Source organism: Paenibacillus massiliensis subsp. panacisoli DSM 21345 (assembly GCF_000426545.1).
GTDB classification, from domain to species: Bacteria; Bacillota; Bacilli; order Paenibacillales; family Paenibacillaceae; genus Paenibacillus; species Paenibacillus panacisoli.
Genome location: NZ_AUFO01000001.1, coordinates 604,130 through 617,633 on the forward strand (window position 1 = coordinate 604,130; position 13,504 = coordinate 617,633).

At 50.5% G+C, this 13,504-nt stretch carries 13 protein-coding genes; all 13 read left to right on the plus strand.

Annotated features, from left to right (window positions below):
* The first annotated feature begins 94 nt into the window (after window positions 1-94).
* The 13 genes from ndk to K331_RS0102830 all read left to right on the plus strand — a co-directional run bounded on the left by ndk (window position 95) and on the right by K331_RS0102830 (window position 13,446).
* Window positions 95-538 carry a nucleoside-diphosphate kinase gene (gene ndk, locus K331_RS0102765; protein ID WP_028589085.1) on the plus strand — a complete coding sequence of 148 codons (444 nt, stop codon included), beginning with the start codon at window positions 95-97 and terminating at the stop codon, window positions 536-538.
* Between the two features lie 28 nt (window positions 539-566).
* A complete protein-coding gene (locus K331_RS0102770) occupies window positions 567-1,367 on the plus strand; it encodes a CheR family methyltransferase (protein WP_025677774.1) in 801 nt (266 codons plus the stop codon).
* A gap of 160 nt (window positions 1,368-1,527) precedes the next feature.
* Window positions 1,528-2,697, plus strand: coding sequence for a chorismate synthase (gene aroC / locus K331_RS0102780; protein ID WP_028589086.1), 1,170 nt, complete (start codon window positions 1,528-1,530; stop codon window positions 2,695-2,697).
* A gap of 1 nt (window position 2,698) precedes the next feature.
* Entirely contained in the window at window positions 2,699-3,796 is a 1,098-nt protein-coding gene (gene aroB, locus K331_RS0102785) for a 3-dehydroquinate synthase (protein WP_028589087.1), read from the plus strand.
* A gap of 2 nt (window positions 3,797-3,798) precedes the next feature.
* Window positions 3,799-4,179 (plus strand): chorismate mutase, encoded by a 381-nt coding sequence (gene aroH, locus K331_RS0102790; protein ID WP_018886234.1) that lies wholly within the window; start codon window positions 3,799-3,801, stop codon window positions 4,177-4,179.
* A 711-nt stretch (window positions 4,180-4,890) separates the two neighbouring features.
* The gene (trpE, locus tag K331_RS0102795; protein ID WP_028589088.1) at window positions 4,891-6,438 is read left to right on the plus strand and encodes an anthranilate synthase component I; all 1,548 of its coding nucleotides are present in this window, start codon (window positions 4,891-4,893) and stop codon (window positions 6,436-6,438) included.
* A gap of 109 nt (window positions 6,439-6,547) precedes the next feature.
* On the plus strand, window positions 6,548-7,588 hold the full coding sequence (gene trpD / locus K331_RS0102800) for an anthranilate phosphoribosyltransferase (RefSeq protein WP_028589089.1): 1,041 nt from the start codon (window positions 6,548-6,550) through the stop codon (window positions 7,586-7,588).
* Window positions 7,578-8,375 carry an indole-3-glycerol phosphate synthase TrpC gene (gene trpC, locus K331_RS0102805; RefSeq protein ID WP_028589090.1) on the plus strand — a complete coding sequence of 266 codons (798 nt, stop codon included), beginning with the start codon at window positions 7,578-7,580 and terminating at the stop codon, window positions 8,373-8,375. The genes trpD and trpC overlap by 11 nt, the downstream gene beginning before the upstream one ends.
* Before the next feature lie 140 nt (window positions 8,376-8,515).
* Entirely contained in the window at window positions 8,516-9,196 is a 681-nt protein-coding gene (locus K331_RS0102810) for a phosphoribosylanthranilate isomerase (RefSeq protein WP_028589091.1), read from the plus strand.
* On the plus strand, window positions 9,180-10,376 hold the full coding sequence (gene trpB / locus K331_RS0102815) for a tryptophan synthase subunit beta (protein ID WP_028589092.1): 1,197 nt from the start codon (window positions 9,180-9,182) through the stop codon (window positions 10,374-10,376). The genes K331_RS0102810 and trpB overlap by 17 nt, the downstream gene beginning before the upstream one ends.
* Window positions 10,373-11,179 (plus strand): tryptophan synthase subunit alpha, encoded by an 807-nt coding sequence (gene trpA / locus K331_RS0102820; protein ID WP_028589093.1) that lies wholly within the window; start codon window positions 10,373-10,375, stop codon window positions 11,177-11,179. The genes trpB and trpA overlap by 4 nt, the downstream gene beginning before the upstream one ends.
* Window positions 11,180-11,243: 64 nt before the next feature.
* Window positions 11,244-12,335 (plus strand): histidinol-phosphate transaminase, encoded by a 1,092-nt coding sequence (gene hisC / locus K331_RS0102825; RefSeq protein WP_028589094.1) that lies wholly within the window; start codon window positions 11,244-11,246, stop codon window positions 12,333-12,335.
* A gap of 22 nt (window positions 12,336-12,357) precedes the next feature.
* On the plus strand, window positions 12,358-13,446 hold the full coding sequence (locus K331_RS0102830) for a prephenate dehydrogenase (protein ID WP_028589095.1): 1,089 nt from the start codon (window positions 12,358-12,360) through the stop codon (window positions 13,444-13,446).
* The last annotated feature ends 58 nt before the right edge of the window (window positions 13,447-13,504 follow it).

The following is a 13,504-nucleotide window of genomic DNA, read 5'->3' on the forward strand; positions in this document are numbered from 1 at the left end:
GAAGTTGAATCAATTTCGTAATGACTATGAATAAGTTATGAAATTGATTCAGTCGATAACATACTGAAATCGTATTCGGATGGAGAGTGAGCCTATGGATCGCACGTTTCTAATGGTTAAGCCAGATGGAGTTCAACGGGGGTTAATCGGCAGAATTATCAGCCGCCTGGAGGACAAAGGCTTCAAGCTGGTTGCTGGAAAGTTTGTTCAGGTTACTAGAGAACAGGCGGAGCGGCATTATGCAGAGCATGTCGGCAAGCCTTTTTTTGAGAAGCTCGTTAGCTTTATCACTTCCGGCCCTGTCTTTGCGATGGTGTGGGAGGGAGATGATATCGTCACGCTGTCCCGTATGCTAATCGGGAAGACGAGTGTAACTGAAGCACTGCCAGGGACGATTCGCGGAGATTTTGCCGCCCATACGCCCTTCAACCTGATTCATGGCTCGGACTCTCCGCAGAGTGCCGAGCGCGAAATTGCGAATTTTTTTGCTTCAACAGAATTGGTACAGTATGAGAAAAGCGTGGCGACCTGGATCTAGGAGAATATACATGTAAGGGATGGGTATCATGAGTCAGCTAGAACAAAGTCAGCCTGATCCTGACTACGCAGCGTTCATTCGCAACGTTAAGACAAGCACGGGTATTGATCTTGCACAGTATAAGGAAGCCCAGATGAAGCGGCGTCTAACGACACTCCGCAATAAGAACGGCTACACGACATTTGTCTCCTTCTATGAGGCAATGATGAAGGAAAAGCCGCTTTTCTATGAGTTTTTGGATCGGATGACCATCAACGTGTCTGAATTCTGGAGAAATCCGAATCGCTGGGAAGTGCTGCGGGATGTTGTATTGCCGGAGCTACTTGCCGGAAAACGTCGCTTGAAGCTGTGGAGTGCAGCTTGCTCGACAGGAGAAGAGCCTTACAGCCTAGCTATGGTTCTGGATGGAAAAGGTCTGCTTGCGGAATCTACGATTCATGCCACAGACATTGATGACGGCGCACTCGGGAAGGCGAAGGAAGGCAAGTATTTGGAGAGGTCACTCAAGGATGTACCTAAGGAAGTGGCTAGCAAATACTTCAAGCCTGATGGCATGGTGTATCGAATTGATGAGAAGCTCAAGAAGGCTGTGCAGTTCAAGAAGCAGAACTTGCTGCTGGATACCTTTGAGGATGGGTATGATCTAATCATTTGTCGCAATGTCATGATTTATTTTACAGAAGAGGCCAAGCATCTGCTGTATCAGAAATTCGCTAAGAGTCTTCGGCCAGGAGGCGTATTGTTCGTAGGCAGCACGGAGCAGATATTCTCGCCAGGACAGTACAACCTGGAGGCTACGGAGACATTCTTCTATCGGAAAAAGGCCTAGCATCAAGGTTTGGGGAAACACACGCATGACTCTTTAGGAGAGCCGGCGTGTGTTTTTTCACAGGCACGGCATTTCTTGTCAAAGCACATTGGCTGTACTATAATGAGTTAACGGATTTTAGCGATGCACAGTTTAACAGTTTAAAGGGGGAACGCGCAATATGAGTCTACGCTACTTAACGGCAGGGGAAACACACGGACCCCAACTGACAGCGATTGTAGAGGGATTGCCTAGTAATTTGAAACTGAATTTTGAGGAAATTAATTTTCAACTGCAGCGCAGACAGAAGGGGTACGGACGTGGTCGGCGCATGCAGATCGAGACAGATACGGCTACCTTTGCTGGTGGAGTGCGTCACGGGTATACGACGGGTGCACCTGTAGCCATCATTGTGGAGAATAAGGATTGGAAGCATTGGCAGAAAATCATGAACATTGAGCCGATTGAGGGCAGTGACGAAGAGAAGCGTCGCGTGCATCGTCCTCGTCCTGGACACGCTGATCTGAATGGTGGTATGAAATACAACCTGAAGGACCTGCGAAATGTACTGGAGCGCTCCAGTGCTCGTGAGACGGCCATTCGCGTAGCATGTGGTTCATTGGCACGGCAGCTGCTGGCTGAGTTCGGCATCAAAGTGGCTGGTCAAGTCATTCGAATCGGTGAGATTGAAGCACCGTACCGTGACATGCCAATTGATGAGTTGATTGAGGTGACGGAAGCTTCCTCGGTGCGTGTAACGGACCCTGAGACTGAGAAAAAGATGGAAGCGTACATTGATCAGATCAAGCAGGAAGGCGACACGGTCGGTGGCATCGTAGAATGCATCGTAGAGGGTGTTCCGATTGGACTCGGCAGCCACGTGCAATATGACCGCAAGCTGGACGCTCGGATTGCGCAGGCGGTTATGTCTATCAATGCCTTCAAGGGTGTTGAGATCGGTATCGGCTTCGAAGCAGGAACCATCCGTGGTTCCCAGGTGCATGATGAGATTCTGCACACAGAGGACAAAGGCTACCATCGCAGAACGAATCGTCTGGGTGGATTCGAGGGCGGCATGACGAACGGAATGCCTGTCGTTGTGCGCGGGGTTATGAAGCCAATTCCTACTCTGTATAAGCCGCTGCAAAGCGTGGATATTGATACAAAAGAGGCCTTCACGGCTCAGGTAGAACGTTCTGATGCTTGTGCTGTACCTGCTGCAAGTGTCGTCATGGAGCATGTGGTTGCCTGGGAGATTGCCAAGGCCCTGCTCGAAAAATTTGGCGGAGATTCCATTGAAGAGATGCATGCCAATATGAAAGCATATCAGGCACAGCTGGATAGCTACTAAGATGCAGACCATTACAGTTCAATTGGATCAAGAACGCACGTATCCTATCTATATCGGTAGGGGGCTACTACCAGAGGCCGGCACTTATTTCCGCCAACATGGTATATCGAGCAAGAGCCCGCTACTCATTGTAGCTGATGATAATACTGCTCCGAGATATTTGAAGATACTGGAGAACAGCCTGCGGGAGCAGGGCTACATGACAGTTGCCTCGATCGTGAAGGCTGGAGAGACATCCAAGTCATTGACGGTATATGAGCAAGTCATCACTACTGCACTGGAGGCTGGACTGAATCGGAGCTCTGCTGTCATTGCACTGGGCGGCGGAGTAGTAGGCGATCTGGCGGGCTTTGTGGCTGCGAGCTTCATGCGTGGCATCAAGTTCATCCAGGTACCGACGACCATTCTCGCGCACGATAGCAGTGTAGGGGGCAAGGTAGGCATTAACCATCCTTTGGCCAAAAATATGATTGGCGCTTTCCATCAGCCCGAGCTTGTATTGTATGACGTGGACACCTTGCTGACATTGCCTCCACGTGAGGTGTCAGCGGGACTCTCAGAGATGCTGAAGCACGGTCTGATCTGGGATGAAGCCTTCGCATACTGGTGTCTTGAGCATGCCGAAGAGCTATTGGCACTGCAGCCCGATGCGCTTGAATATGGCTTGGGCCAAGGCTGTGCAGTCAAGGCAGCGGTTGTCTCTCAGGATGAGCGAGAAGAGGGACTGCGTGCCATTCTGAATTTGGGACATACGATCGGTCATGCCATTGAAGCAATTGCTGGCTACGGAGAATTTTTGCACGGAGAGGCCATTTCAATCGGGATGGTAGGTTCAGCTCTGCTCGGCGTACGTCTGGGAGCTGACCCGTCCCTCGCTGTGGAGACACGGAGCATGCTGAAGGCACTGAAGCTGCCCACTGTACTGCCCAAGCATCTGGATACAGAGCAGCTGCTGGCCGCCATGATGCATGACAAGAAGTTCAAAGAGGGAGTAGTCACTTTCGTAGTGCCACGGGCGATAGGTCGTGTGGATATTGTGAAGGATATTTCCATAGAGATGGTCAGAGAGGTCATCGAGCAGCTTAGAGAGGAGGAGTAAGCGTGTATAATCGAGGAATTCGGGGAGCAACGACCGTAAGCTCGAACAATGCGGACGAGATTCTCGAAGCGACCGCAGAGCTATTGAATGATATTGTATCCCGGAATCAGATTCAGCCGGAGCAGATCTGCCATGTGTGGATCACTATGACACAGGATCTGGATGCCGCTTTTCCCGCCAAGGCCATTCGGGAGCTGGAGGGCTGGGAGCTCGTCCCGCTGATGTGCGCTGTTGAGATACCAGTGCAAGGAAGTCTAGAGCGTTGTATCCGCTTTATGGTTCAGATCAATACGAACAAGACGCAGCGTGAGATCAACCATGTGTATTTACGCGGCGCGAAGGTCCTGCGACCAGACTTGTCGTCCTCCAAGAGCAGCTCATGAATTTGGGAGTTGCCAAGGAGTGTCATTTTACGCTATAGTGTACCTATAGTTCAGATGAGTTCAGCACGAGATGAGTATGTAATGCAAGCTAGGCAGGATTGTTAGGTTATTAGATAAGTAGATGAGTGCTAGCGCGGAAGCGCCTAGTATAGATGAGTGAAAGTTAGAGTGCCCAAGTGAAGCTGGTTATAGTGATATGATGAACTATTGGTCAGATCACGACAGTCTAATTTGGCTAAGAATAATTCCATATATTGTGGATAGCTAAGTTGAGTGAAGTAGAGTCAGTTGAGTCGAGATGAGAAGAGTTGAGATAAGCTAGGTCCATATTTTTCGCAAAAGTCTGTCTACGAGATTAATACAGCAGTATCCTGTTGTGTGTTTGAACGGGATCGGTGTAAGACGAATAGACTTGCGAAGGGTTCTAAAGGCATGAGTTCACCGAGGATTATAGAGTACTACGTGTTCAGCGAAGCTGGGCCATTCTATAGTCTCTGGAGCTATATAGCCTCGAGCAGTCTTGCTTCATTAGAATGGCGTCGATAGATGTTACTCTAATGTCAAGTATCGGACTACCCAAAATATGGCGGCAATCGACATCCATTAACGACAACAGTCTCTACCTTACGGTAGGGACTTTTTTATTTGCCCAGATATTATCCATCACAAGTCGCAGTGCAAATATTTGAATTGAAGGAAGGAAGCGATCAAATGCTGACCCCTAATGTAGAGCTTGTAATTTCGATGGCCGGTCAATACAATCTGATCCCGGTACATAAAAAGGTGCTGGCTGACATGGAGACACCCATTCGGATTTTCCGCCGTTATGCGGAGCAGGAGCATGCTTTTCTGCTGGAAAGTGTGGAGGGTGGGGCGCAATGGGCTCGCTATTCCTTCATTGGCAAAGACCCTTTTCTGATGATCTCCGGCAAAAAAGGACGGCTCGTCATCAACAGCAACGGGAAGGAGCAAGAGGTGCACGGCAAGCCGATTGAGGCGCTCAAGACGCTGCTGCGGAAATACCGCAGCCCCAAGCTGGATGAGATGCCGCCGTTCACTGGAGGGGCGATCGGATTCTTCGGTTATGATCTCCTGCAATATTATGAGAAGCTACCCGCTCATGCGGTGGATGACCTCAATATGGATGATATTCGCTTCATGTTCTGTGATCAAATCATTGTATTTGACCATGTCAAGCAGCAGATGCTGCTGGTAGGCAATGTACATGTCCCAGAAGGTGCAACGGATGATGATATTCGCCGGGCGTATGCCGCTGTAGAGCGGAAGCTGGAAGCGACGGCCATGCAGCTGCGGCAGCCTGTGAAGGAGGACCCGTTCAGTGCAGCTACAGTACCTGGTGATGTAGAGCTGGGAACGATCCACTCCAATGTGACGAAGGAGCAATTTATAGGGAATGTGGAGCGGGCCAAGGAATACATTCGCGCTGGGGACATCTTCCAGGTGGTATTGTCCCAACGCTTCCATATTGATACCGAGGTATCGCCGTTGCATGTCTACCGCGTACTGAGGACAATGAATCCTTCTCCGTATATGTACTACTTGAAAATGGGCGAGGAAATCATCGTCGGTACATCTCCAGAGGCGTTGGTCAAGGTCGATCATGGCCGCGTAGAGACGAGACCCATTGCAGGCACGAGACCACGCGGGAGCACAGAGGCAGAGGATCAGGCTTTGGCAGAGGAGCTGCTGAAGGACGAGAAGGAACGGGCAGAGCATCTGATGCTGGTGGACCTTGGGCGGAATGATCTGGGCAGAGTGTCTGAATTCGGCACGGTCACCTGTGACACATTCATGGAGATTGAGCGGTACTCACACGTTATGCATATTGTCTCCAACGTATCGGGACAGCTTGCCAAGGACAAGGATTTCTTTGATGCTTTCCTGTCCTGCCTGCCAGCTGGAACCGTCTCGGGCGCTCCGAAGCTGAGAGCGATGGAGATTATCGGGGAGCTTGAGCGTGAGTCCAGAGGAGCCTATGCTGGAGCGATCGGCTATCTGGGCTTCACGGGAAATATGGATACTTGTATTACGATCCGGACAATTGTATTCCGCAAGGGCAGAGCCTACGTACAGGCTGGAGCGGGGATTGTATGGGACTCTGTGGCAGAGAGTGAATACATGGAGACCATCAATAAGGCCAAGGCGATGCTGAAGGCGATTCGAACGGCTGAAGAAATGTTCCCACAGCCTGCTAAATTGGGAGATGTGCTGAATCAGGATTACTTGTTCGCTCCTTGATTTGATTCAGATGACATGCATGCAATAAGCATATAAGACAAAGGTGTCGCTGGCAGACACTGCATTATTCATAAGAAGGATTACAAATTGAGAAGAGGAGGAGTAGGCAATGAACATGGAGCACTTGATGCAGAACGGACTGAACCACATACTGGAAGGCAAGGACTTGAGCCAGTTCGAAGCGCGGAGCATGATGGAGCACATTATGAATGGAAAGGCCACGTCCGCTCAGATTGGCGGCTTGCTGACAGCACTGCGCATGAAGGGGGAGACGGTCGAGGAGATTACGGGCTTCGCAGAAGCGATGCGTGGGCATGCACAAGGCGTACAGGTAGAGCAGCGTCAGCTCCTTGACACTTGTGGTACTGGGGGATCTGGTATTCATAAATTCAATATTTCTACTGTATCTGCTATTATCGCATCAGCAGCCTCTGTGAGAGTCGCCAAGCATGGTAATCGTTCGGCTAGTGGTAGAGCTGGCAGCGCAGATGTACTTGAAGCTCTAGGTGTGAATATTCATCTGAACGGGGAGCAGGCGAAGGAGTGCTTGGAGCATGTCGGTATATGCTTCCTGTTCGCTCAGCTGTATCACCCTTCTATGAAGTATGCAGCAGCTCCAAGACGTGAGCTTGGGGTCAGAACAGTATTCAATATGCTTGGTCCGCTTACGAATCCGGCAGGAGCTGATCGTCAGCTACTTGGTATCTATGATCGGAGCAAGACGGATGTTGTGGCAGCCGTGCTTCAGCGACTAGGTTCTAAACGGGCTTTGGTTGTATGCAGTCATGAAGGACTGGATGAGATTAGCATTTCAGCCCCGACGACGGTGTCGGAGCTCAGGAATGGAGATATACTGACATACGATATAGATCCCGGGCAATTGGGGCTTAGCACATATCCTCTGGAGCAGGTATTGGGTGGGGATACAGCTACTAATGCACATATCATCCACCGTGTCCTGAACGGAGAGCAGGGACCGTATCGTGATGTAGTGTTGGCCAATGCAGGTGCCTGCATCTATGTCGCAGGTCTGGCCGATTCTTTGCAGGAAGGTGTAGCCACCGCTGCACAGGTCATTGATACAGGCAAAGCAAAGGAAAAACTACAGCAGTTAATTATGGCAACAGGAGGATATGAGCATGTATCTTGATCAAATCGTCGTCACCAAGCACAAAGAAGTTGCGAGACTTAAGGAAAGCTTTTCTATCGCAGAGGCAGAAAGAGTGATTAGAGAGTTACCTGCTACCAAGGGCTTCGAGGCTGCGCTCTCACAAAATCGCACACGGCCTATGGGCCTAATCGCAGAGGTCAAGAAGGCCTCACCCTCCAAGGGCTTGATTCGCCCTGATTTTCATCCGTTGGACATTGCTCGTGCCTATGAAGAGGCTGGTGCAGATTGCATCTCGGTGCTTACGGATGTGGAATATTTCCAAGGGGGACCCGAGGTACTGCGCTCTATTCGAAATGCCGTCAGCATTCCGTTGCTGCGGAAAGATTTTATTATTGATGAGCTGCAAATCTATGAAGCACGAGTGCTGGGTGCAGATGCAATTCTGTTGATCGCGGCCATTCTGGAACCAGAGCAGATCGCCAGCTACCATCGCACAGCTCGTGAACTAGGTATGGATGTACTCGTGGAGGTTCATGATCGTCAAGAACTGGAAACGGTATTAGAGGTGGATGGAGCAACCCTCATCGGGGTGAACAACCGGGATCTGCGTACATTCGAGACCAGACTGGAGACGACGGAGCAATTAGCTGCCTTGGTACCGGATGATGTAACACTAATTAGTGAAAGTGGCATAGCTGGGCCGCAGGATGTAGAGTTTCTTAGAGGAACAGGAGCACAGGGGATACTGGTAGGGGAATATTTCATGCGTCAGCAGGATATCGGACGTGCTGTGCTCGAATTAATGGAAGGTAAGCTACAGCAATAGGAAAGTGGCGACAACAGCTACAGAATGAAAGCAGAACAGAAGCAACACAGAAGCAGCGCAGTAATGCTAATGATAACAGCAATGCAACGCTAATAGTATTGGGGATCATGCTTTATGAGCTTGGGGAAAGGAGCAACAGCATGGAAAGGACGGTCGTAAAAATTTGTGGACTTCAAAGCGTTGAAGTGCTAAAATCTATGGTACATTTACCAGTGGATTATATCGGATTCGTATTTGCGCCAAGCAAGCGTCGGGTCACAGCACAGCAGGCGGCCGAGCTGATCCCTATTCTAAGGGAATGGCAGACGGAAGCTGCGCCGCAAAGTGTCGGCGTATTTGTTAATCCCGAGCTACAAGAGCTGAGGGAACTGCTTCACACAGCCCCGCTGGATATTATTCAGCTACATGGGCAGGAGAGTCCTGAATTTTGCCGTGCAGTTAAGGAACAATTGGGCCTAAGGGTGATCAAAGCACTTCCTATTACGGATGGTACAGAAGCATCTGTACATAACCAGTTGGATGACTATATCGGGACTATAGATGCTCTACTGCTAGATACACATGACCCCGTATATGGGGGAGGATCGGGTCGAACCTTTGCATGGGACAGAATTCCTGCTTATCAAGACTGGGCACAGCAGCATGGAATTACACTGCTCGTCGCTGGAGGCCTGCATTCAGAGAATGTCACAGAACTCATAGCGCTATATGCTCCTGACGGACTGGACGTATCCAGTGGCGTAGAGACAGATGGGATGAAGGATATACAGAAAATTACAAGTTTTGTGGAGAGGGTGAAGCGGCTTGACACAATATCCTGATATGAACGGACGCTTTGGGGTGTTCGGGGGCAGATTTGTGCCTGAGACCCTGATGAATGCTTTGCTTGAGCTAGAGGAGTCTTACCGGAAGTATGCAGATGATCCAGCATTTAATGCGGAGCTGAATGATCTGCTGCAGAATTATTCGGGACGGGAGACGCCACTGTACTATGCGAAGCGACTCAGTGAGCATCTCGGACAAGCCAAGATCTACCTGAAGCGTGAAGACCTGAACCATACAGGTGCGCATAAGATCAATAATGCACTGGGACAAGGACTGCTGGCACAGCGAATGGGCAAGACCAAGGTTATTGCTGAGACTGGTGCAGGGCAGCATGGTGTAGCTACAGCGACTGTGGCTGCATTGCTTGGGCTGGAATGCAAAGTCTTCATGGGCGAGGAGGATACCGTTCGCCAGCAGCTGAACGTATTTCGCATGCGTCTGCTTGGTGCAGAGGTCGTTACTGTCACTTCAGGGACACGGACCCTCAAGGATGCCGGTAATGAAGCGCTACGTTACTGGGTTAGCCATGTGCATGATACCTTTTACATTCTGGGCTCTGCGGTTGGACCGCATCCGTATCCGATGATGGTTCGTAACTTCCAGCGAGTCATCGGCGATGAGACGCGCCGTCAGATTCTGGAGGCAGAGGGCCGACTGCCGAATGTCGTGGTAGCCGCTGTCGGAGGGGGTAGCAATGCGATCGGCATGTTCTATCCTTTTCTGGAGGATGAGACTGTGAAGCTGGTCGGAGTAGAGGCAGCAGGTAAAGGTGTAGATACAGAGTATCATGCGGCTACGATGACAAAAGGGACACACGGCGTGTTCCAGGGCTCCATGAGCTATTTGCTGCAAGACCAATACGGGCAAGTGCAGCCTGCACATTCGATCTCGGCGGGCCTGGACTATCCGGGGGTAGGTCCAGAACATTCCTATCTGAAGGATATTGAACGAGCGGAATACGTACCGATTACCGATGATGAGGCTATCGAGGCCCTGCAGCTCATGTGCCGCTTGGAGGGAATCCTGCCGGCGCTTGAATCCTCGCATGCAATCGCCCAGGTCATCAAACTGGCGCCTCAACTGAGCAGTGATGATGTTGTAGTCATTTGCCTGTCTGGACGCGGTGATAAAGACGTAGAATCGATCATTAAGTATACAGGGGGTGAGCCGTCATGAATCGAATGGATGAAGTCTTCACGCGTCTGCGCGGTGAAGGGAGAACAGCGCTAATTCCTTTCCTGACGGTGGGAGACCCGGATCTGAATACGACCTTGGATATCATTCACGAGCTGGAGGAGGCCGGGGCAGATATTCTGGAGCTGGGAGTTCCCTATTCGGACCCTCTTGCTGATGGTCCGGTCATCCAGCGTGCCTCCGAGCGGGCCTTACAGAGCCAAATTACGATTCACTCGTGTCTGGAGGTTGCCAAGCAAGCGAGAGAAGCCGGGTCACAGCTACCCTTCATTCTCTTCACCTACTATAATCCTATTCTACAGATGGGATTGGAGACCTTTTTTGCAACGATTCGGACGCATGATATCAGTGGTCTGATCATTCCCGACCTCCCCATTGAGGAGGCGGAAGTCATGGGTAAGATGGCGGAAGAGGCCGATGTCCATCTCGTGCCGCTGGTAGCCCCGACATCCGATCAGCGAATTGAGAAGATCGTGAAGAATGCACGCGGATTTATTTATTGTGTATCCTCGCTTGGCGTAACGGGTGAGCGGTCCTCCTTCCATAATGAAGTGGATAGCTTCATCGCCAAAGTCAAGAGCTTCACTGATATTCCAGTTGCTGTCGGCTTCGGGATCTCTACACGGGAGCAAGTGCAGCACTTCTCGCAGATGTGCGATGGCGTCGTGGTGGGCAGTGCCATCGTGCGGCAGATTGAAGAGACTATTCCTCTGCTTCGCGAGTCTGGTAGCAGACAGGATGGACTATTGCAAATTCGTCAGTTTGTGGCACAATTGAGAGTATAATTTTTTGCATTGCGCGTACGTGCTCACGTACGCGCAATGATGCATCTAGAAGGGGGAAACTGGCATGCAGCCAAAACAGCGTATTGTCGGTCTTCCGGTCTATAAGCCGGGCAAGCCGATTGAAGAAGTAAAGAAGGAGCTGGGTCTGAGCGAGGTCATCAAGCTGGCCTCCAATGAGAATCCATATGGAAGCTCCCCTCTAGTAGCCCAAGCGATTCAAAATGAGCTATCACAGCTGTTCTTGTATCCGGACGGGAGTGCTGTTGAGCTGACAGCACAGCTGGCTCAGCATGTTGGTGTTCAGTCTGATCAGATTATCTTCGGGTGTGGCTCGGATGAAGTGATTGCTCTGATTGCGCGTGCTTTCTTGCAGCCAGGCGACGAGACGATCATGGCAGATTCGACATTCTCCGTTTATAAGAGCAATGCTGATATCGAAGGAGCCACAACCATTGAGGTTCCATTGGAAAATGGGACTCATGATCTGAGTGCGATGCTGTCTCGTGTGAACGAACGGACCAAAATCATTTGGGTGTGCAATCCGAATAATCCTACAGGAACTATTGTTACCGAGGATGAGCTCACTGCTTTCCTGGATCGTATTCCACAGCATGTAATGGTCGTACTGGACGAAGCCTACTTCGAGTATGTAACCGATGCTTCATATCCCAATAGCATTCAATTGCTATCCCGATACGATAATCTTGTCATTCTTCGTACGTTCTCCAAGATCTATGGACTTGCTGCTCTGCGTGTAGGTTATGGAATTGGACGTGCAGCCGTGATCAAGCTGATCAATCAGGTGCGGGAGCCGTTCAACACGTCTCGCCTGGGACAAGCTGCAGCACGAGCAGCGCTTCAGGATCAGGCCTTTGTTGATCACTGCCGTCAGAAGAATGCTGACGGAATTATTTATTTGCAGGAGCAATTCTCGCGTCTTGGGCTTGCGACCTTCCCCGCTAATGGGAACTTTGTCTTGGTGGATGTTGGACGTCCTTCATCCGAGGTCTTTGACGCTTTGCTGCGCAAAGGAATCATTATCCGTGCAGGCTTTAAGAAACATCCAACATTCATTCGCGTAACGGTAGGGACTCCAGAGCAGAACGCAGCCTTTATTCATGCGCTTGAAGAGGTACTGAGAGCAGTTAAAGCGTAAATAACTGATAGGACAGATTCTGATGAAAATAGCTATAGTTGGAGTGGGGCTGATTGGCGGTTCACTTGGTCTTTGCTTTAAGGGGAAACCGGGAATCACCGTCGTCGGCCACGCTCATATGCCAGAACTCATGGACCCCATGATTACACGAGGCGTCGTGGATACGGCTACTCTTTCGTTGGAGGAAGCAACCGAGGATGCCGATTTTATTTTTCTATGCGTGCCAGTAAGTCTGCTGGAGCATTATTTGCTCAAGCTGGCAGAGCTTCCTCTCAAGCAGGGCTGTATTATTACGGATGTCGGTAGTACTAAATCCTCGATTACCCGCCTGGCGTCTGAGACGAACCTTCAAGGAGCTTATTTTATCGGCGGGCATCCAATGGCAGGCTCGGAGCGTTCAGGGGTAACAGCAGCTTCTTCTGTGCTGTTCGAGAATGCTTATTATGTGCTGTGTCCTGACGCGAAGGTGCCTGAGCAAGCCGTGAACGCTTTGAAGGAGCTGCTGGGCCACACGAAAGCGCAGGTTGTGACAGTAGAGCCTATCATGCATGATGATATTGTAGGTGCAATAAGTCATTTACCGCATATTATCGCAGCTTCACTCGTGAATCAGGTGCGGGCTTATGATGAGGAAAATCCACTCTACAGTACACTGGCTGCTGGAGGCTTCAGGGATATTACGCGGATTGCCTCCAGTGATCCTATCGTCTGGCGGGACATCCTGCTTAGCAATAGGCAGGTACTACTGCGGTTACTGCGAGATTGGAATAGCCAGATCGAACGTTTTACCGAGCTGCTGGAATGCCAGGATGGTTCTGGGGTTGAGCAGGAGTTTGCGACAGCCGGAGCATTCCGTAGTGAATTGCCTGAGCGCCGTAAGGGAATGATCACGTCAACGTTCGATTTGTATATTGATGTACCGGATACACCTGGTATCATCGGTCAGATTGCGACATTGCTGGGCGACCATCGTATCAATCTGAGCAACATGCAGATTATTGAGAGTAGGGAGGATGTGCCTGGCATCCTGCGTCTGTCCTTCCGACAGGAGGAAGCATGGAACCGGGCAAGGGAGCTCTTGCAGTCCCAAGGCCATCATGTTGTTATTTAGCTAGACATCTCGGGTTCATGCGGGGGTGGATGGAGGGCAGGCGGCTCGTCCATTCATT